The organism is Asticcacaulis machinosus (assembly GCF_028550435.1).
GTDB lineage: Bacteria > Pseudomonadota > Alphaproteobacteria > Caulobacterales > Caulobacteraceae > Asticcacaulis > Asticcacaulis machinosus.
Genome location: NZ_JAQQKV010000001.1, coordinates 135,699 through 155,336 on the forward strand (window position 1 = coordinate 135,699; position 19,638 = coordinate 155,336).

19 protein-coding genes are annotated in these 19,638 nt (G+C 56.4%); 6 read left to right on the forward strand and 13 right to left on the reverse strand.

From position 1 onward, the window contains the following. Nucleotides 1-23: 23 nt before the first annotated feature. Entirely contained in the window at nucleotides 24-746 is a 723-nt protein-coding gene (locus PQU98_RS00635) for a P-loop NTPase family protein (RefSeq protein ID WP_272742954.1), read from the reverse strand. A 42-nt stretch (nucleotides 747-788) separates the two neighbouring features. After that, the gene (gene upp / locus PQU98_RS00640) at nucleotides 789-1,418 is read right to left on the reverse strand and encodes a uracil phosphoribosyltransferase (protein WP_272742955.1); all 630 of its coding nucleotides are present in this window, start codon (nucleotides 1,416-1,418) and stop codon (nucleotides 789-791) included. A gap of 159 nt (nucleotides 1,419-1,577) precedes the next feature. Here upp and aspS point away from each other — a divergent pair, with 159 nt between their 5' ends. Then, complete coding sequence (gene aspS, locus PQU98_RS00645; protein WP_272742956.1) at nucleotides 1,578-3,374, forward strand: aspartate--tRNA ligase; 1,797 nt, start codon at nucleotides 1,578-1,580, stop codon at nucleotides 3,372-3,374. Nucleotides 3,375-3,498: 124 nt separating this feature from the next. Here aspS and PQU98_RS00650 read toward each other — a convergent pair whose 3' ends face one another. Beyond that, the gene (locus PQU98_RS00650; protein ID WP_272742957.1) at nucleotides 3,499-4,008 is read right to left on the reverse strand and encodes a pentapeptide repeat-containing protein; all 510 of its coding nucleotides are present in this window, start codon (nucleotides 4,006-4,008) and stop codon (nucleotides 3,499-3,501) included. Nucleotides 4,009-4,061: 53 nt separating this feature from the next. After that, on the reverse strand, nucleotides 4,062-6,842 hold the full coding sequence (locus PQU98_RS00655) for a ribonucleotide reductase barrel domain-containing protein (protein ID WP_272742958.1): 2,781 nt from the start codon (nucleotides 6,840-6,842) through the stop codon (nucleotides 4,062-4,064). A gap of 279 nt (nucleotides 6,843-7,121) precedes the next feature. Here PQU98_RS00655 and PQU98_RS00660 point away from each other — a divergent pair, with 279 nt between their 5' ends. Continuing rightward, on the forward strand, nucleotides 7,122-7,514 hold the full coding sequence (locus tag PQU98_RS00660; protein WP_272742959.1) for an NADH:ubiquinone oxidoreductase subunit NDUFA12: 393 nt from the start codon (nucleotides 7,122-7,124) through the stop codon (nucleotides 7,512-7,514). Nucleotides 7,515-7,522: 8 nt separating this feature from the next. After that, nucleotides 7,523-8,293, forward strand: coding sequence for a DUF2155 domain-containing protein (locus PQU98_RS00665; RefSeq protein WP_272742960.1), 771 nt, complete (start codon nucleotides 7,523-7,525; stop codon nucleotides 8,291-8,293). 80 nt (nucleotides 8,294-8,373) lie between these two features. Here PQU98_RS00665 and aat read toward each other — a convergent pair whose 3' ends face one another. Genes aat through aroQ form a run of 4 tightly spaced genes read right to left on the reverse strand, consistent with a single transcriptional unit; the run spans nucleotide 8,374 to nucleotide 11,378 of the window. Beyond that, nucleotides 8,374-9,027, reverse strand: a complete 654-nt coding sequence (gene aat / locus PQU98_RS00670) for a leucyl/phenylalanyl-tRNA--protein transferase (protein WP_272742961.1) — start codon at nucleotides 9,025-9,027, stop codon at nucleotides 8,374-8,376. A gap of 34 nt (nucleotides 9,028-9,061) precedes the next feature. Continuing rightward, nucleotides 9,062-10,414, reverse strand: coding sequence for an acetyl-CoA carboxylase biotin carboxylase subunit (gene accC / locus PQU98_RS00675; RefSeq protein ID WP_272742962.1), 1,353 nt, complete (start codon nucleotides 10,412-10,414; stop codon nucleotides 9,062-9,064). Between the two features lie 6 nt (nucleotides 10,415-10,420). Continuing rightward, on the reverse strand, nucleotides 10,421-10,912 hold the full coding sequence (gene accB, locus PQU98_RS00680) for an acetyl-CoA carboxylase biotin carboxyl carrier protein (RefSeq protein ID WP_272742963.1): 492 nt from the start codon (nucleotides 10,910-10,912) through the stop codon (nucleotides 10,421-10,423). Between the two features lie 22 nt (nucleotides 10,913-10,934). Continuing rightward, nucleotides 10,935-11,378 (reverse strand): type II 3-dehydroquinate dehydratase, encoded by a 444-nt coding sequence (gene aroQ / locus PQU98_RS00685; protein ID WP_272742964.1) that lies wholly within the window; start codon nucleotides 11,376-11,378, stop codon nucleotides 10,935-10,937. Nucleotides 11,379-11,491: 113 nt separating this feature from the next. Here aroQ and thiS point away from each other — a divergent pair, with 113 nt between their 5' ends. Beyond that, nucleotides 11,492-11,692 (forward strand): sulfur carrier protein ThiS, encoded by a 201-nt coding sequence (thiS, locus tag PQU98_RS00690; protein WP_272742965.1) that lies wholly within the window; start codon nucleotides 11,492-11,494, stop codon nucleotides 11,690-11,692. A 120-nt stretch (nucleotides 11,693-11,812) separates the two neighbouring features. Next, nucleotides 11,813-12,610, forward strand: a complete 798-nt coding sequence (locus PQU98_RS00695) for a thiazole synthase (protein ID WP_272742966.1) — start codon at nucleotides 11,813-11,815, stop codon at nucleotides 12,608-12,610. Here the strand turns inward: PQU98_RS00695 and PQU98_RS00700 are convergent. The 3 genes from PQU98_RS00700 to PQU98_RS00710 all read right to left on the reverse strand — a co-directional run bounded on the left by PQU98_RS00700 (nucleotide 12,603) and on the right by PQU98_RS00710 (nucleotide 15,991). Continuing rightward, nucleotides 12,603-13,700 (reverse strand): glycosyltransferase family 4 protein, encoded by a 1,098-nt coding sequence (locus PQU98_RS00700; RefSeq protein ID WP_272742967.1) that lies wholly within the window; start codon nucleotides 13,698-13,700, stop codon nucleotides 12,603-12,605. The genes PQU98_RS00695 and PQU98_RS00700 overlap by 8 nt on opposite strands. Before the next feature lie 102 nt (nucleotides 13,701-13,802). Then, nucleotides 13,803-14,591, reverse strand: a complete 789-nt coding sequence (locus PQU98_RS00705) for a DsbA family protein (protein ID WP_272742968.1) — start codon at nucleotides 14,589-14,591, stop codon at nucleotides 13,803-13,805. An 11-nt stretch (nucleotides 14,592-14,602) separates the two neighbouring features. Beyond that, entirely contained in the window at nucleotides 14,603-15,991 is a 1,389-nt protein-coding gene (locus tag PQU98_RS00710) for a M48 family metalloprotease (protein ID WP_272742969.1), read from the reverse strand. Here PQU98_RS00710 and PQU98_RS00715 point away from each other — a divergent pair. Continuing rightward, nucleotides 15,966-16,130 carry a hypothetical protein gene (locus tag PQU98_RS00715; protein ID WP_272742970.1) on the forward strand — a complete coding sequence of 55 codons (165 nt, stop codon included), beginning with the start codon at nucleotides 15,966-15,968 and terminating at the stop codon, nucleotides 16,128-16,130. The genes PQU98_RS00710 and PQU98_RS00715 overlap by 26 nt on opposite strands. 122 nt (nucleotides 16,131-16,252) lie before the next feature. Here the strand turns inward: PQU98_RS00715 and PQU98_RS00720 are convergent, their stop codons facing one another. Both PQU98_RS00720 and PQU98_RS00725 read right to left on the reverse strand, forming a co-directional pair. Next, complete coding sequence (locus PQU98_RS00720) at nucleotides 16,253-19,075, reverse strand: ribonuclease E/G (RefSeq protein WP_272742971.1); 2,823 nt, start codon at nucleotides 19,073-19,075, stop codon at nucleotides 16,253-16,255. 267 nt (nucleotides 19,076-19,342) lie between these two features. Further along, on the reverse strand, nucleotides 19,343-19,504 hold the full coding sequence (locus tag PQU98_RS00725) for a hypothetical protein (RefSeq protein WP_272742972.1): 162 nt from the start codon (nucleotides 19,502-19,504) through the stop codon (nucleotides 19,343-19,345). Between the last annotated feature and the right edge of the window lie 134 nt (nucleotides 19,505-19,638).

The following is a 19,638-nucleotide window of genomic DNA, read 5'->3' on the forward strand; positions in this document are numbered from 1 at the left end:
GAAAGCAGCGCTTGTGTTGTAAATTAAAAGTCATCCTGATCAGTTAACCAAGACAAATTTTCGCTTTTTTCGAGAAATTCACGGGCGAGCGTGCGCGTAAAGGCGCGGCCATTGGCATAATCTTCGATTTCTGTGACGATTTTTTGCGCCTTGGGGACAGAGCGTTCCATCCGTCGGCTGATATAATCAAAAAAATCTGCTGAGGGCGTAATGGCATGATGGGCAAACAGTTTTTTCAAAACCCCGGCCAATATCACTTCATCCGGTTCCGGAATATCCACGACCCGCATAGCCTTAAGGCGTGACGCCAGATCAGGCAGGGTGGTTTGCCAGTTCAAAGGGTGGGTTTTTGACAGCAGCACTAACGGCTGTGCGGTCTGGAGGCTGTGGTTAAACAGGTGAAACAGCAACTCTTCATCGGCATATTCGGCATCGTCCACGACGACGGCGCACTCTGGCAGGTGTGAGGGTTCCATATATTGAGTTTCGGACGCGCTCAGAAACTGCCCGTGATTGATATCGGCGAATATATGACCCAGATGGGTTTTACCACTGCCGGACGGGCCGATAAGCATCAGATGCGGATTGATCCAGTCTTTGGGCGCGCGCAACAGATCGATCAAACCCTGATTGGTTTCCGACACAATCAGGTCGGTCAAGCCATAGCTTTCGGGCCGCTCAAGCTTCAGGGGAATCTGGTGGGACATGGTTGGCTTGAGTTTAGAGCGCTGTGCGGTTTGAGGCAATGGCCGTGCGCCTGTTGATAACGGGGAAAACGTGGAGGGCCGTTATTTCGTGCCGTACATCCGGTCGCCCGCATCGCCCAGCCCTGGCACAATATAGCCCTTATCGTTCAGATGACTGTCGATAGCGGCGGTAAACACCGGCACATCAGGGTGGGCGGTGGTGAAATGACCCAGGCCTTCGGGGGCGGCCAGCAGACACAGAAAGCGGATATGCTTTGCCCCGCGCGCCTTTAACTGGGAGGTAGCGGAAATAGACGAATTACCGGTGGCCAGCATGGGGTCGACCAGGATCACCAGCCGCTCAGAAATATCTTCGGGCGCCTTGAAGTAATATTCCACCGGCTTAAGCGTATCGTGGTCGCGATAAACACCGATATGGGCGACACGTGCCGACGGCACCAGATCCAGCATCCCTTCCAGCAGGCCATTGCCGGCGCGCAAGATTGAGGCAAACACCAACTTTTTACCGGCAATTACGGGTGCCTGCATGGCGGCGACTGGGGTCTCAATCGGTTCCAGCGTCATGTTCAGATCGCGCGTGACCTCATAGCACATCAGCGTCGAAATTTCGCGAAGTAACTGCCGGAACACAGCCGTCGGCGTGTCCTTGCGACGCATCAGGGTGAGTTTGTGCTGCACCAGCGGATGATCGATCAGAGTAATGTCGGCCATAGCGGTCTCCTTTGCGCAAAGACTAGCACGGCGGATCGTCTGCGACACCGCTAATGTGCGCAAGGGAAGGGTGTATTAAGGCTTGACAATTCAAGGCGGGTCATGTCCCTACGGCCCTCATAATTTTGTCAGAAACGACCGCTTTTTTCAGAGTTTTCCATGCACATCTACCGCTCACACACCTGCGGCGCCCTGCGCGCCACCGATGATCAGGCCGCTGTTCGCCTTTCGGGCTGGGTCCACCGCAAGCGCGATCATGGGGGCTTGCTGTTCATCGATTTGCGTGACCATTACGGCCTGACGCAGTTGGTGTTCGATCCGGCCACACCGGGCTTCGATAAGGTTGAGCGGGTGCGCGCCGAAAGCGTTATCCGCATTGATGGTAAGGTCGTGAAGCGTACCAGCGATACCATCAATGCCAACCTGCCGACCGGCGAAGTCGAAGTGCAGGTCACATCGGTTGAAGTCCTGAGCGAGGCTGCCGAACTGCCGCTGCCGGTATTTGGTGAGCCGGAATACCCGGAAGAAATCCGCCTCAAGAACCGTTTCCTCGACCTGCGCCGTGAGACCCTGCATAAGAACATTGTCCTGCGCTCAAGGGTGATCCAGTCTATCCGTAATCGCATGGTTGATCAGGGTTTTCTGGAATACCAGACCCCGATTCTGACGGCCTCATCGCCGGAAGGGGCGCGCGACTTCCTGGTGCCGTCGCGTATGCACCCCGGTAAGTTCTACGCCCTGCCGCAGGCCCCGCAGCAGTTTAAGCAATTGCTGATGGTGTCGGGTTTTGACCGCTATTTCCAGATTGCGCCGTGCTTTCGTGACGAAGACCTGCGGGCCGACCGCAGCCTTGAGTTCTACCAGCTCGATGTCGAGATGAGCTTTGTGACGCAGGAAGATGTGTTCGCGTCCATTGAGCCGCTGATGCACGGCCTGTTCACCGAGTTTGGCGAAGGCAAGCGCGTCTCAAGCTATCCGTTCCAGCGCATTCCATATCGTGAATCGATTGCCAAGTACGGCTCCGATAAGCCTGACTTACGCAACCCGATCGAGATGCAGGACGTGTCCGAGCATTTTCGTGGGTCGGGCTTTAAGGTGTTCGCGTCGATCCTTGAGGCGGATGCGAAGAACAAGGTTTGGGCGATTCCGGCGAAAACCGGTGGCTCGCGCGCTTTCTGTGACCGGATGAATTCCTGGGCGCAGGGCGAAGGCCAAAAAGGTCTGGGCTATATCTTCTGGCGGACGCCGGAAGGGGCAACTGAGGGCATTGAGCCGTCGGGGCCGGTGGCCAAAAACATTGGCGATGAGCGCACCGAAGCTTTGCGTGGCCAATTGGGTCTCGAAGCGGGCGATGCCGTGTTCTTTGTGGCGGGTAACCCGGACGAGTTCTATAAGTTTGCAGGGTTAGCGCGCACCAAGGTCGGCACTGATCTGGGGCTGGTCGATGAAGATCAGTTCCGATTCTGCTGGATCGTTGATTTCCCGATGTTTGAGTGGAACGACGACGAAAAGAAGGTCGATTTCTCGCACAACCCGTTCTCAATGCCGCAGGGCGAGATGGAGGCGCTGCTTACCAAAGACCCGCTCGATATCCTCGCGTACCAATATGACATTGTCTGCAACGGCTATGAACTGTGCTCTGGCGCAATCCGGAACCACAAGCAGGACATCATGCTTAAGGCGTTTGAGATCGCCGGCTATGACGAAGCCTTTGTTGAGGCGCAGTTCGGTGGGATGCTCAATGCGTTCAAATACGGGGCACCGCCGCATGGTGGTCTGGCGCCGGGGATCGACCGTATTGTGATGCTGCTGGCCGGCCAGACGGCGATCCGTGAGATCATCGCCTTCCCGCTGAACCAGCAGGGGCAGGACGTGATGATGTCGGCCCCTTCGGAGGCGCTTGATAAGCAGTTGAAGGAATTGTCGATCCGGACGGCGTTGCCGATCAAGGTGTGATGACTTATGGGGTTTGGGGTCTGTGACCCCACAAACCTGCTGTTTCAATAAAAAACCCGGTCATATTGACCGGGTTTTTTATTGAATGAGAAGACTTGGGGCCATTGGCCCCAAACCCCGTAAATCAGCACACCGGGATACGCAAACCCCGTGGCAACTGCGTTTCGCGATCCCCACACGCGCCGTCAAGCTGGCGTTGGGTCAGACCGCGCGCAGATGACATCTCGGCACCGGAGAAGTTCACACCCGACAGATTAGCCCCAGCGAAATTGGCCCCCTCAAGATAGGCACCCACAAACGTCGCATTGGTCAGGTTGGCCTTGACGAAACTGGCGTTAGAAAACAAAGCCCCGAACCCGTTCAGATCACGCAGATCGCCACCCGCAAACGACGTGCGGTTAAATGACCCCAGGCTAAGATCGGCCTGACGCAGACGCGCCCCGGCAAAGTTCTTGCCCCTAAGCTCACGGTTGCTGAAATCAGCCTGAAACAGGTTGCAGCCCGCGCACGACGCCCCGCTCTGGGCCTTCCCGATCTGACCGGCATTTTGCGCCGAGGCCGGTGAGGCCACCGCTAACAAAGCCGGGGATGCAAGTGCGGCCATAACGGCCATTACCGACAATACGCGTTTCATCTTAAGACACCTCAATCTGTTTGGTCGTGACTAAGCAAGACCGGTGCCGCAAATCAACCGTCAGAGGGTAAATCCATGCCGATATCGTCATTCGACGCCTTTTTGGCGAAGGGGATGACCACCAGATTATCGGTATTGGCGCCACGCGCAAAGCCTTTAGATATCAACTGAGAGGCGCGGATGCCTTCGGATTCGTTTGCGGCTTCGCCGTCCCCCAGACCATCAGCATTGAGCGCATCCGGATCAGCATTGGCCAGATCCGTGCGATCAAGGTACGAAATCGCCAGTTCCCGGAACAGATAGTCCAGAATTGATGTGGCTGATTTGATGGAGTCATTGCCGCTGACAGGGCCGGCCGGCTCAAAGCGGGTGAACACGAACGCATCGACAAATTCATCGAGTGGCACGCCGTATTGCAACCCGATAGATACGGCGATGGCGAAATTGTTCATCATCGAGCGAAAAGCCGCCCCTTCCTTGTGCATGTCGATGAAGATTTCCCCGACGCTGCCATCATCATATTCACCGGTGTGCAGGTAGACTTTGTGGCCTCCGACCGAGGCTTTCTGAATATAGCCTTTGCGGCGGTCGGGCAGTTTCTGGCGGGAGCGGTCGCGTTCAACAATCTTTTCCACGACCTTTGTTTGCGCAGGCTCTGGCTGTGGGCGCGCTTCGAGCAGATTACGCTTAGGGGCATCCTCAATGACCGGTATATCAAGATGGAAATCATCCGGCGGTGTGGTCGGTTGCAGGCTGACAGCGCGCAGGTCCATATTCGCCGCCATCGACAACAGTTTGAGGTTATCGGGCAGGTTCTGGCCAAACGGAATGTGGATGCGAGCGGCCGATGGCGCACTGGAAAAGCTTTCAAGTTTTTGACGCATTAACAACCGCGCCTTCAAACCGGGGACGGCAAAAATGGCGCGTTGATCTTCGGTTAAACCCTCAAAATCAGACAGTGTGCCATGACCAAAGATAAAGGCTTCGGCTTCGGCGATTTGCGCCGCAGTAAAACCCATAACGGTCAACAGGTTATAGTCAGAACTTGAGATATCCTCATCACTGACACCCCAGATGTCGCGCACGAAATCCTTATCGATGGTGTTGAATACTTCGGTCAGGTTGCGGGCGGTCAGGAGTGCCGCCTCAAGCCGTCCAATTTCATGATCTGTCAGGCCGCGCGCCTTAAGCTGGGGCGGGGACAGATAGGGGGCTTCAAACAGGGAACGTGTCCCCAAAACATGCCGACGCGCATCGGCAATGACAGCACCCGCCCGTATCAGGCCCGCGATGACGGCCTCGGACAAGGTCTCTATAATTTCACCGTCTTCGGTTTCAAGCACCGAAGTCAGGCCGGACACCGGCTGATCGTGCAGGCTGACGCCCAGTCGCAACGTCAGTTCCGGATCATCAAACAGGGCTGTGGTCTGGGCATGGCGGAGCCCGGTTTTTTTAGCCGTTTTCAAAGCATCCTGAATAAGCGTCAGGCTATGAGCCTTAAGGTCGGCGTGGCCTTTCAGGCCGGAAATGCGATAGACTTGCTGCGACAGACGATGCAGGAGGTGATCTTTATCCGTCCCAAAAGTCTTATAGGGCCCATGAGATTTGGCCAATTGCGCGGAAGTGTATAGGCTTTGGGCCTGCATGGCGGCCATCAGGCCTGCGGCAAAATCAAGCCCGTCCGCATCGGCGGGATTGAGGTTCAACGCCATCAGTAACTCAGACACCCCGCCCATCGTCAGGCCAATCGGGCGATCATAGTACCGTCTCAGGGCATGGCCCTCGGTCGCACTAAAAGCCGTCGCGGTCTCTATATCGAGCGCTAATGTCCACAACGCCACGCACTGGCTAAAGGCCGTGGCATCAAAGCCTTTTTCGGCCTCATAAAACCCGAACACATTAATCGCGGCCTTGGGGGCGAACGCCTGACCGGCCAGCGCTTGTGCATCCAACGGGTCAAAGGCCAGATAAAGCTGCCCGGTTTCCTGTGCGACCTGCGCCGCCAGACGCCCCGCCGGATCACCGGCTGCGATCAGGTTGCGTGAGGCCAGAGCGATTTTAGGGTCATACGCAGGCGAAATGGCATCCACGGCTTGCTGAGACCAAGGGGGCAAAAGGGTATCCGCCGCAGCATTTTGCGCGGATTGAATGGTCAGGGAAATCAGGTGATCGCTGGCGCCAAACTTACGCGCGGCCAATGCGGCGCGGGCGAGGGCAGGATTGTGGCGCAGGCTTGTGCGGTGATCACCTTCGGCGCGGGCAATGGCGGTGGTAATCTCGTTCAGCGCGTCATGTAACTGACTGCGGGTGGTTCTGGCAATCTGGTCGGAGCGAAAGCTTATCAGAAACTGGCGCAAATCGCGGTCGCAGGCCGGATCATCAAGCTGCCAGAACTTGGTCTCAGGCGGCTCCGGCACGCGATCACCCGCCAGAGGATGAATACGGTGCCCGCTTTTCAAGGGCAGGGCCGGCGCGGCATAACCGAGCAGGATACTGGCGCGCAGTTCACGCAAAAAATGGGCCGCGCTTTGCGAGTCCTCAAAATAACCGAGTGCATACCCCCACGCTGTCAGGCGCTGCGCATAGCGCTCAACCGCGCCCCCCAAAGCCATATCAAACGGATCATCCTGAACGATGCGGTGATCTATATCCGGGGCCAGTTGCGGCAGATCTTCGGGCAGAGCATCGGCCCAATCCAGCCAGGCCTCCAGACGAGCGTTTGACCAGTCGCGCGGGGCCAATATCTCATCATAGCCGCCGGGGCGCTCAATAAAGCGGTCTTCGAGACTGATGTCATAGATGAGGCGATTGGAAAAATCCGACTCTAAGCGCATGGCGTCGTGTCCCGTGCAGTGTGGCAAGGATGTAATTCTAAGGCTGCATTAACCACTTATCAATAAATGTAGTTGGTTTGGTGTTTGTATCCACAATATATTGATCGGATGGATGGGTGTGGATAATTGCGGCCACCGTCGCGATGTGAGGAAATTTCAGGGACTGTGGCTTTACCTCGGCATCGGGGATCACTATAGTAACGGCAAGTTTTTAAGATCTGCCGGGTCTGTGATTCACGGGTGTGAATTGGGATTTTTGATCAGAGACAGGATGTTACTGTGTTAGCGAATATGTTTACCTGGTGGAGCGGCGCCACAATCGGAACCTTGTTCACGATTGGGCGCCTTGGCAAATTCGTAGGCTCCGATGAGTTCGGCAACAAATACTACGAAGCCCGCGACACCAAGGAAAGCTATGGCGACAAAAAGCGCCGTTTCGTGATCTACAAAGGCTATGCCGATGCCTCAAAAATTCCACCCGACTGGCATGGCTGGATGCACTATATCTATGACACGCCGCCGTCTGATACCCCGCTGCCGCGTAAAAGCTGGGAGCAACCGCATCTGCCGAACATGAGCGGTACACCTTTGGCGCAATATCCCAAGGGCTCACTCAATGCTCAGGCTGATCGTCAGAAAACCACAGGCGATTACGAAGCCTGGAAACCCTAAGGTTCAGCATGACCCGCAAATCCCCCACAGGCACCTCAAACACGAAGCTCATCTGGGCTTTGGTGCCGGTTGTGGCAATCGCGGGTGTCGCGATGGCTCAGATTCCGCCGGATGAAGATGCGCCACCTGCACGGCAGGGGCGCTATGTCGATTCGCAAAATTATGATCCTGAGCCCTATTACGTGGATGGCGTGGAGTTTAAACCCTACATCCCCGAAGGTGCGCGGAAAGTTACGAACCGAACTGAAACGCGCCCTGTGGCTCCGGCCGCTGTGCCAGCCACCCGTGGAATTACCGCGGGCCAGCCGGTGCCCGGAGCACCATCAGATACGGCATCACCGGAACGTGTTGCGACAGCACCGGAGCTGAAAGGCCCCATCAGTGACGGCGGGGAAGAGTCATCTGCGGCGGATGTCCCCAAGGCGGCTCCAAAGCGCCAGCGGCATGGCGCGGCCATTATACAGGCGCTGGATAAGGTCACGGCGGAGACGGTTCGTTTTGAAGCACAGGTCGGAAAGCCTGTGCGTTACAAAGGCTTGATCTATACCATCAAGGCCTGCGAGACCACGACATCCGAAGAAGCGCAATCAGATATCGTCGCCTACATGGAAGTTCAGTCATCGCCCCAGATCACTGAGACCACGCGGATCATGCCCAAGGCTAAGTCTATATTTCGTGGCTGGACCTATGCCTCCTCACCGGGCATTAACGGGCTTGAGCACCCGGTTTATGATGCCTGGGTGATTTCGTGCCGCGCACCTTTAGTCCGTAAATCCTAGAGCGTGCTCCGAAAAAGTGGAAACCGGTTTTTCGTACCGAGCACGCGGCCAAAAAGGATTTTAGAGCACGCTTCGTTTCCTTAAAACGAAGCGTGCTCTAAGACTTTCAGCGCGGTTCGGCCGTCAGTACGGGCGGGCAGATCGTAAAAATCCGCTTCAATCGTCAATGCCTGTTTGAGACGCGTGTGATAATCGGCCCGATCAATTTCAACGGTGCCAAACTGTTTGAGGTGGTCGGTCTGAAACTGGCAGTCCAGCAGACGATAGCCACCGCTTTTTAGCCGCGCCACAAGATGCACCAGCGCGATTTTAGACGCATCCGTGGCGCGCGAAGCCATGCTTTCCCCAAAGAACGCGCCACCAATTGATACGCCATAAAGCCCGCCGACCAGCCGGTTGTTGTGCCAGACCTCAATGCTGTGGGCCAGACCGCGCGCGAATAGCGCCTGATAAAGGCTCTGGATCGGGTGGCTGATCCAGGTGTTTGGCCGGTCATTAGCACTTTCGGCGCACAGTTCAATGACTTGGGTAAAGGCGGTATCGACGCGCACCTCAAACGGTGTGGAGCGCACCGTGCGGCGTAAGCGCGACGGGATGTGGAAAGCCTCTAGCGGCAATATGCCACGCTTAGGCGGATCGACCAAAAACAGATAATCGTCATCACGCGCATCCGACATGGGAAATATGCCGTTGCGATAGCTGTCGATCAGGTCATCAAGCGTAAAATCAGCCACGGCTATCCCGCCTTAATCTCACGGGTCCAGGGTGCTAAGCACCCTGGTCTTGAGCCTTGATCCAGTTTTCCAGCCAGTGAATGTTATAGTCACCGCTTTGGATGTCTTTTTCATTCAAAAGGTCAACAAACAGCGGGATCGTGGTGTCGATACCAGCCACCACGATCTCCGACAAGGCGCGCTTGAGGCGGGCCAGAGCTTCGGGACGGTCGCGGCCATGAACGATCAGCTTACCCACCATCGAGTCATAATAGGGCGGGATCGCGTAACCATTATAGATGGCCGAGTCCATGCGCACCCCTAGGCCACCGGGAGCATGGTAATCGGTGATCGTACCGGGTGAGGGTAGGAAAGTGCGGGCATTCTCAGCATTAACGCGCACTTCGATCGAGTGGCCCTTAATGGTGATATCATCCTGCGTAAACGACAGCGGCAAACCGGCGGCAATGCGGATTTGTTCGCGCACCAGATCAACGCCGGTGACAAACTCGGTCACCGGATGCTCGACCTGAAGGCGGGTGTTCATCTCGATAAAGAAGAACTCACCGTCCTCAAACAGGAACTCGATCGTGCCGACGCCCAGATAGCCGATTTTTTGCATGGCTTCGACCACGATCTTACCGATCTTGTCGCGGGCCTTAGCATCAATGATGGGTGAGGGGGCTTCTTCAAGCACTTTTTGGTGGCGGCGCTGTAGTGAACAATCGCGTTCGCCCAGATGCACGACATTGCCGTGGCTGTCGGCAATGACCTGAATTTCGATATGGCGTGGTTTCTGGAGGTAGCGCTCCATATAGACCGTGCCGTCGCCAAAGGCAGCGGCGGCTTCGGATTGCGCGCTCATGACGGCTTCGGCCAGTGAGTCACGATCCTTGGCGACCTTCATGCCGCGCCCACCGCCGCCGGCAGCGGCCTTGATGATCAGCGGGAAGCCGATATGTTCGGCAGCGGCAATGGCTTCTTCGACCGTGGCGACACCACCGTCGGAGCCCGGAACGACGGGAATGCCGGAATCCTTAGAGGCTTGCTTGGCTGTGATCTTGTCGCCCATAAGACGGATATGATCAGGCTTTGGGCCAATAAAGGTCATGCCGTGGGCGCCAACGATTTCGGCGAAGCGGGCATTTTCAGACAAGAAGCCATAGCCCGGATGGATCGCCTGAGCGCCGGTGATCTCGGCGGCGGCAATGATCGACGGGATATTCAGATAGCTTTTGGACGCTGCTGGCGGGCCGATGCAAACGCTTTCGTCAGCCAGATGGACGTGCATGGCATGGCGGTCGGCTTCACTGTGCACGGCGACGGTCGCAATACCCATTTCCTTACACGCCCGAATGACGCGAAGGGCGATTTCGCCACGATTGGCAATGAGAATTTTATCAAACATTCTGGCTTACTCGAACGCGATCAGAGGCGCACCAAATTCGACCGGTGCGGCATCCGCCACCAGAATTTCGGCCACCACGCCGTCCTTGGGCGACGGGATCGGGTTCATGGTCTTCATGGCCTCAACGATCATGATGGTCTGACCGGCCTTTACGCGATCGCCGACCTTAATAAACACAGGCGCGCCGGGCTGCGGCGACAGATATGCGGTGCCGACCATAGGCGAAGACACCACATCCTTAGCGGCGGCTTTGGGGGCTTCAGCGGCGGGTGCTGCGGCCGGAGCCGGTGCTGCGGCTACTGGAGCGGGAGCAGCGGACGGTGCCGGAGCCACGGCATAGGTCGCAACGGGCGCTGCGGTCAGTTGGCGCGCGACGCGGATCTTCAGGTCACCCTGTTCGACTTCGATTTCGGACAGTTCCGTTTCCTTGAGGATGTCCGCGAGTTTACGCACCAGACGCGGATCGATGGGATCGGAGGAACCTTTGGCAGTGGACATTATGTTTACCTAAAAGCTTGTTTTATTGTTGTTCGAGAAGGCGCAGAACCGCCGATATGGCCAGTTCATAACCAATGGGACCGAAACCTGCAATCACCCCTTTGGCCACATGAGACACATAGGTGTGATGCCGGAACGCTTCACGCGCTGCCGGATTAGACAGGTGACATTCGATGATGGGCACGGTCAGGGTTTTCAACGCATCCAGCAAAGCCACTGAGGTATGGCCGTAACCGGCAGGATTGATAATGAGTGCTGCAGCATCGGTGCGGGCCTCATGAATCCAGTCGATCAACTGACCTTCGTGATTCGATTGAAGGAATATCAGCGTGTAACCCGCTGCAGTTGTCAGGGTTTCACAGGACGCCTTGATATCGTCGAGGCGAGTATACCCATAAATTTCCGGTTCCCTGACCCCAAGAAGGTTGAGGTTGGGGCCATTAAGGACATATATGGACTTAGACATAGCACCGCCAATTGACTGGACGGTTCTTGTATCGTGTGAAACCCACGTCCACAAGCCGAACATCGGTGAAACGGCGTGAAAAGTGGCCTAAATGGGCCGAAAAGCGGCGAAAAATGGTAAAAATCCTGCTGAATGGCGAATCCAGAGAGGTTGGCGCGGCCAATATTCTGGCCCTGATCGAGGAGATCGGAATCGAAGCCCGCAAGCTGGCGGTCGAGCAGAATCTCGAAATCGTGCCGCGCTCGCAGTATCACGAGACGGCCATCAGTGAGGGCGACCGGATCGAGATCGTACACTTTGTCGGTGGCGGGTAAGAGTTCACTCAAAAGTTTCGGCGGCATAAGCCGCCAAATACATTTTGAGTGGTTCAATATCGAAAATCTCAAATTCGGGGCGGCCCATCATTTGAGATTTACTTTAATAGGATAAATATCATGGCGTTGGATCAGGTTGTGACGAAAACAGACGACACATGGATCGTCGCGGGACGGACGTTTTCATCACGTCTGATCGTCGGCACCGGTAAGTATAAAGACTATGCCCAGAACGCGGCGGCAGCGCGGGCATCGGGTGCAGAGATCGTGACCGTGGCAGTACGCCGGGTCAATCTGACTGATCCGAACCAGCCGATGCTGATGGACTATGTCAAACAGGATGAGTTCACCTACCTACCCAACACGGCCGGCTGTTTTACCGGCGAAGATGCGGTGCGCACGCTTCGTCTGGCGCGTGAAGCCGGCGGGTGGAACCTGGTTAAGCTGGAGGTTTTGTCCGACCCCAAGACGCTGTACCCCGATATGGAAGAAACCCTGCGGTCACTGAAACTGCTGGTCAAGGACGGGTTCGACGTGATGGTCTACTGCTCAGACGATCCGGTCTATGCCAAAAAGCTGGAAGAGGCGGGGGCGGTTGCCATCATGCCGTTGGGCGCGCCGATCGGGTCGGGCTTAGGTATCCAGAACAAGGTCACCCTGCGTATCATCATTGAGAACGCCAAAGTGCCGGTGCTGGTCGATGCCGGTGTCGGTACAGCGTCAGATGCAGCGGTCGGTATGGAACTGGGTTGCGACGCCATCCTGATGAATACAGCCATTGCCGAGGCCAAAGACCCGATCCGCATGGCCGTGGCCATGAAGCACGCGGTTATTGCCGGACGTGAAGCCTACCTTGCCGGACGTATGCCGAAAAAGCTCTATGCCGATCCGTCTTCACCTCTGGCAGGCCTTATCTAACCATATCAACCAGAGCCTCGCGCCATTGCTGTGCAATGGCGGCGGGGACAAAGCGCGACATGGCCGCCGTCATTTTGGCTCGGCGCTCGGCGCGTTCAGTCTCCGGCATGTCGATCAGTGTGACCATAGCGGCGGCGATCTCAGCCTCATTTAGGGCATCAACCCCCAAGGCCCCATCGCCCGCCACTTCTTCCAGCACGCTGTCTTTGGTGACCAGCGGCACCAGACCATAACGAATAGCCTCGGCCACTGGCATGCCGAACCCTTCCAAAAGGCTTGGCAGCACAAAGCCCGACGCGTTCTGATATAGCCAGGCCAGTTGCGCGTCCGAGACATATTTCAGCATGACCACGCCTTCGGTCTCAAGGGCGGCCTTTTGCACGGCCTCAAAACCGGGCTCTTTGGAGCCGCACAGCACATAGGTGACGCCGCGTTTGGCCAAGCCGGACTGTGTAAAGGCTTTCATCGACCGAATCTGGTTCTTGCGGGTCCCTAAAGCACCTACGGTGAGCAGAAACGGGCCCTTAACACCGTCGACCGGTTCCGCATCACCGCCGGAGACATCCTGGCGGATCGCCGGATAGATCACACGTTCACTGGCCAGTTTGGCATTCGGGTAACAGGCGGCGAACGCCTTTTGGGTCGCCTGACTGACAAAAATAACGTGCGGGCCAATCTCGGCGACCTGCTTATAGATATGATCGTAGATCGGGCGGGTGTTGGGATCGAAGAGTTCAGGGTGCGTGATCGGGCCGACATCGTGGCAGATGACCGCATCCTTTGCGCTCAGGCGGGTCGAGGGAATGCTGAACGGATCCATATGCAGCAGTGGACGCGATGGCCGGTGCGGTGGCAAAAGCCCGAACGGCCCGCGCAAGGCCTTACCCGTCACCTGAAGGTGCTGGATGCGGCCCAACGCCTTACCAAACAGGCGCTGAGGCGGGGTCTTGCTGTGGTAATAACCGTAATAGGTTTCTCCCAGCAAATCACCACACGCGTCGATAATATCCTTGCCGATGAAATACTTACCCGTCCGGTTATAGATGGACAGGGAAAATTCGACGTCGAACAAAGGCGCGGATGGGGACACGATCGATCCGTATAGTTAAGGTAAGGACAATCAATGATTGCTTTAACTTACCCTATCACAGCGCCTCTTAAAAACCACTAAATTGTCGCGGTGCAACAAAGCCTATTTTGCGGTCACTTTGCGTTGAGCGGCAATGGCCGCGTTCAGCCCATTCAAATCGGCCCCATTTACCAGGATACCCCCCACTATAAACGTCGGCGTGCCATTAATCCCTAGTTGAGCCCCCAGCTTTTCGACCGTGTTGATATGGTCCTGGATGGCTTCGGATTTAGCCTTGGTGGCAACCGCTTGTGCATCGAACCCAAGCGTGGTCAGGGCTTGCATAACATCGGCTTCGGTCGTGAATTTCGATGTCATAAAGGCACTGTGAACTTCATCGTACCGGCCGCTGTCCTTAGTGGCCAGCGCATAGGATGCCAGTGCTCGTGAAGGCACCGGATCAATGACCGGATATTCTTTTATGATCAGTTTCACGTCAGTGTTTTCAGCCAACAAGGCTTCAAGCTCAGGCGTAAAGGCTTTACATACGCCGCAGTTATAATCGGCAAATTCGATGATGGTTATCGGGGCATTTGCATCACCGATGACCGGATCGCGCGGGTCGTCATAAAGGGCTTCATAATTGGCTTTGATGGCGACATCAGCGGCTTTTTGCTTTTCTGCGGCCTTAACTTCATCCAGCTTTTTGATGGTCTCTTCAAGGATTTTGGGCTGGTTTGTCAGCCCCTGACGCACCTGCAGGCTCTGAACGCCAGGCACCACATAGGGCGCGCCCGCCAGAACGACGGCGACCGTACCTAAGGCAATGGCAATATTGGGCTTGCTAAACCCTGTTTTCCAGCGGGCAGGGGGGGGCAAGTCAGGTTTTACGGTTTCAGGCGGGTTGGGCACGTTTTAGCCTTTTAAGGTCGTTTGATTTTGGTGGTATCTTCGACCGGATCAAGTCCCAGGGCAGAAGACGTGGTGATGACGATGTCCCGTGCGCGGCGGAACTCAGGGGAATTCTTATCGAGATTTTTTTGAGACCAGACGGCGAAGGTACGCGCCTGCGGGAAATTGCCATTAAAGAATTCAGCTTCAGCCGAAGCCAGACGCGCCTCACCCGCGCGGCCCAGACTATCATAGGCCTGCGCCAGAAGTCGCCAGGCAAAACTGTTATCCTCTTCGGCCTGTAGCGCCAGTTTCAGTTGCCGTATGGCCTCTGTCGTGTCGTCCTTGTTGCCGGTCGCAATCAGGGTCTGGCCCAGATTGAGGTGCAGTAGCGGCGCCCCCGGCATAAGCTCAACCGATTTGGCATGGGCGGGCTTAGACAGTTCCGCCTGACCGGTCTCGAAATATATCTGGCCTTTGAGCTCCCACAGGTAGGGATTATTCGGCTGTTCGGTGATCAGCTTATCCAGTTCGGTCAGTGCCTTTTGCACCTCGGTCTGCTTGTACCATGCAATTACGCGGGCATAGCGGGCGGGATAGCTGGTGTCGGTTTCGGGGTATTTCTGGAATACGAACTGCGCCGGATCAAGGAAGCCTGACAGCTTGGCGCGCACGATGGCAAACTCATCAATCGTACTTTGCGAATCTTTGGCGTTATAGTGAGGCTGCTTTTTAACCAGCGCCCGTAACGTCTGGATGCGTTCGCGTGACAAGGGGTGGCTGCGGAAATACTTATACCGCTCGGCGTTTGAAAAGGTTTCCGATTGGCGAAACTTATCGAAAAATTCGACCATGCCTTCACCGGACATGCCCGCCCGTTCCAGAGCGGCAATGCCGGCGAGATCTGCGGCGGACTCCTGCGTCTGCATGTACCGCAAAGCGCCCAGTGTACCAAAGGTCGAGGAGGATCCAAGCAACGCCACGCCCGCATCCGGCGCACCCGCCAGAATGCTGATGATGCCAAGGCCTAGCGATATGGCCATCGGCGTCTTGGCGGCTTGATAGATTTCGTCGGAGCGTACGGTGTGGCCTGCGCTCTGGTGACCGGCCTCGTGAGCGATAACGCCTAAAAGCTGATTAGGGGTTTCAGCCTCCACGATCAGGCCGGTATTAAGGCCAATTCTCTGGCGTGAGGTGGCAAACGCGTTCAGGTCATTGGAGGCGACAATGAGAAACTGCACCTGATCAGGATTTAGATAAGAGGCCTCTAGAACCGTGCGGGATTCCTTTTTCAGAAAGGCTTCGATCTCAGTGTCGCGAATGATGGCCTGGGCCTGGCTAAGGCCGGGCACACATACGGCCAATAACGCCACGGCGGCTATGGCCGTCTTGCCTATGCCTTTGAATACCTGTGGTGTCATCCTCGCGACCTTCACCGAAACCTGTTTTGCCATTCTGGATCACTATGATGTCAAAAAAATCATAGTGATCCAGCTTTATCTTAGTCCCTCGCCGGGCGGCGGCATCCGCCGCCTTGGCCACCGCCGCAATGGCGGTTGAACGGAATGGTTTAAAGCAAAATCAATCCTAACCTAAATTGTGATCTATTTGCGGCTAAGTTAAGGGGGAGGCTTTAAAAAACTCAGGCGCCGGAGAGGTGTCCGACGCCTGAAGTCAATGGATTACCTGCGCCACCAGCCGCGCTTGGGCTTTTCCGGTGGGGTGGTGATTTCTGCCGGATCGACCACGGATGGCGCCGGTTCAAAGGACTGAACCTCAACCAACGGCCGCTCTAATACAGACACTTCAGTTTCAACCGGGGCTGGGTCAATAGAGACTGGGGCCTCAACTTCAGGGGCAGGGGGGGCCGTTTCGGTTAAGCTTTCCGCCACCACATCCGTTTTCTTACGACGGGCACGAGGCTTGCGCGTGGCTTTAGCTGTGTCTTCGGCAATCACAGGCTCTGGCACAGGCTCTGGCACAGGCTCCGGCATAACCGCAACGGCTTCGGGCTCGATCGCCGGTTCGGCTTCGACGGATATGGTCGCTGTATCCTCAGCCACGGCCTCAGCGGCCACCTTGCGGGAACGGGTCGGACGCTTGCGGCGAACCGGCGCGTCACTTACCACATCTTCCGGGACGAGCGACGTCGGTGCCGAACCGTCTACCGGCTCGGTCAGGGCGCGCGGGGCGACCTCAACGGAGCCAGCCGGCGTGATGACATCCAAAGCCGTTGGCGACGTAGCTTCAGGGGCGGCCGTCCGGTTGCGGCGGTTACGCGAACGCTCACGTCTGGGGGGGGCAGAGATCTCAGATGCGACCGCTTCCGATGCTGCGATCCCGGTTTCCGGGGCCGCCGCGGATGAATTCGCGGCAATCGCGTTTGATGCGGGCTGATCTACGCGCTTTTGTTGTTCATCAAAGGCATCGATCCAGACATAAGGTTCTTCCAGCGACGGTGTGCGGGCGCGCACCCAGCCATAAGGTTCGCGTGGACGGTTTTCCTGACCCGTGCGGCGGCCCCCGCGACGGCCACGGCGGCGGCGGCGGTTGCGGCGGTCATCACTGTCTGAATCGCTGCCGTCACTATCGTCATCGGCCTCAGCGTCAGCCGCTTCAACGGTTTCAGCGTCGGTTTCAGCCTCAGCGTCCTGCCCGCGGTTGCCATTTTCGCCCTTGCGGCGGCGGCGGCGATTACGGCCACGACCACGACCATCGCGTCCCTCACGGCCATCTTCACGAGATTGCGCACGCTCAGCGGCACCATCATCGTCGGTATCTTCGCGGGCAATGGCTTCTTCGTCTTCGGCGTCGAGTTCTTCATCCTCAAACACTTCGTCGGCGGCATCGGCCAGAAGGTCAGCCGCAGGCAGGGTGCGAACGGGCGGCACGAACTCAACTTCGTCGGCATGAACGGTGCGTGTGATTTCAAACTCAGCGTGGGAGAGGTGGTTTTCGATTTCGACGGTAACCTTGAGGCCCCATTCCTCACGCAGCTTGGCCAGATGGCCCTGCTTTTCGTTAAGCACATAAAGCGCCACGGCTTGCGGCAGCTTAATGATGACGGCTCCGGCACCATTCTGCATGGCCTCTAAATCAATGGCACGCATAGCCCCCAAAGCCGACGAATCGACCGATCTTATCCGACCGGTGCCTTCACAGTGCGGGCAGGGCGAGGTAGTCCCTTCCAGGAAACCGGTGCGGCGGCGCTGACGTGAGATTTCCATCAGGCCAAAGCCGGAAATCTTGCCCATCTGGATGCGAGCGCGATCGTTTTCGAGGGCGTCTTTGAGCTTCTTTTCAACCGCGCGGTTGTTTTTCGGCTCATCCATGTCGATGAAGTCGATGACCACGAGGCCGGCCAGATCGCGCAGACGCATTTGGCGCGCGGCTTCCTCGGCGGCTTCGAGGTTGGTCTTAAGCGCGGTATTTTCGATATTGCGCTCTTTGGTCGACTTACCGGAGTTGACGTCGATGGCGACCAGAGCTTCGGTCTGGTTGATCACCAGATAACCGCCCGAACGAAGCGGCACGGTCGGCGAATAAATCTTTTGCAGCATGTCCTCAATGCCATGACGGGCAAAGAGGGGCGCGTTGGCACGGTAGAGCTGGATCTTCTTAGCCTGAGACGGCATGATCATGCGCATGAAATCGCGCGCTGAGCGGTAGCCGTCCTCGCCTTCGACCATCACATGCTCGAAATCCTTATCGAACAGGTCGCGGATGGCGCGTTTGACCAGATCTTCTTCTTCGTAGATCAGGGACGGCGCATTGGATTTCAGCGTTGTTTCGCGAATGTTTTCCCACACACGCAGCAGATAATCATAGTCGCGCTTGATTTCCTGCTTGGTGCGCTTGGCGCCAGCGGTGCGGACAATCAGGCCCATGCCCTGCGGCACGTCAAGGCTTTGGGCGACGACTTTGAGGCGCTTACGGTCGGCAGAATTGGTAATTTTACGGCTGATGCCGCCGCCACGGGCCGTGTTGGGCATCAATACGCAATAGCGTCCGGCCAGCGACATATAGGTAGTAAGGGCCGCACCTTTGTTGCCGCGTTCTTCCTTGACGACCTGAACCAGCAGGATCTGGCGGCGTTTGATGACTTCCTGAATCTTATAGCGCTTGATCAGGTGAGCGCGCAGACGGCGCTCCTCGTCCGGCAGATCGTCGCCGTCGTCTTCGTGATCTTCATCGTCATCATGATTATTGGCGGCCGCTTGTGCCGCCAGTTCGGCCATGAGCTTTTCACGGTCAGCCACCGGAATCTGGTAATAGTCCGGATGTATTTCGTTGAAAGCCAGAAAGCCGTGGCGATTGCCGCCATATTCGACAAAGGCGGCCTGAAGGCTGGGCTCTACCCGTGTGACCTTAGCCAGATAGATGTTGCCGCGAAGCTGTTTTCGGGAATGGCTTTCGAAATCAAATTCTTCGACCTGGCTTCCGTTCATTACGACGACGCGGGTCTCTTCCGAGTGGGTCGCGTCGATCAACATAGTTTTCGACATTAATAGACTCTCCGAAGCGCACAGGCACTGACGGCCACAAGCTAAAGCTCATAGTACGGGTCAGGGGGCGCTTATGTTTGGGGTGTGACGGGCGTGCACATTCATCCTGTCCGCGCTTCAGGGCGCGTAGACCGCTGAACGGCCGGGATGAATTAAAATAGGCACAGCCCATAGGGGTATTTCCGTTACGCATTTGCGCCTGACGGTTAAATCGGCGCGAAATCTTTTTTCAGGTGGCGCTCATTCAGAAACCAAGGTTTGCTAACCTTAAAGTCGCTTAAGTTCGCCATTTTTAGGTGTTCCGCCAACATGCGGTCCAGCTTGAGATGTGTTTACCTGTCTTTGTTTTAAAGCCGGTGCATCCGGATTTTTTAAAAGGGCAGGCGCTGTATGAACCAAATATTGCCATAAGCCATCGCTAAATGACATTTCGGGTTCATGTGAAGCCACTTTGCAACATGGCTCTAAAAACGCATTCTCGTCAATTATTTTCTTGTGTTAACGCAATGGCTACCCGTGCCGGTTATAGTCAGCTCAACATAAAAAATATGATGTGTGGAGTT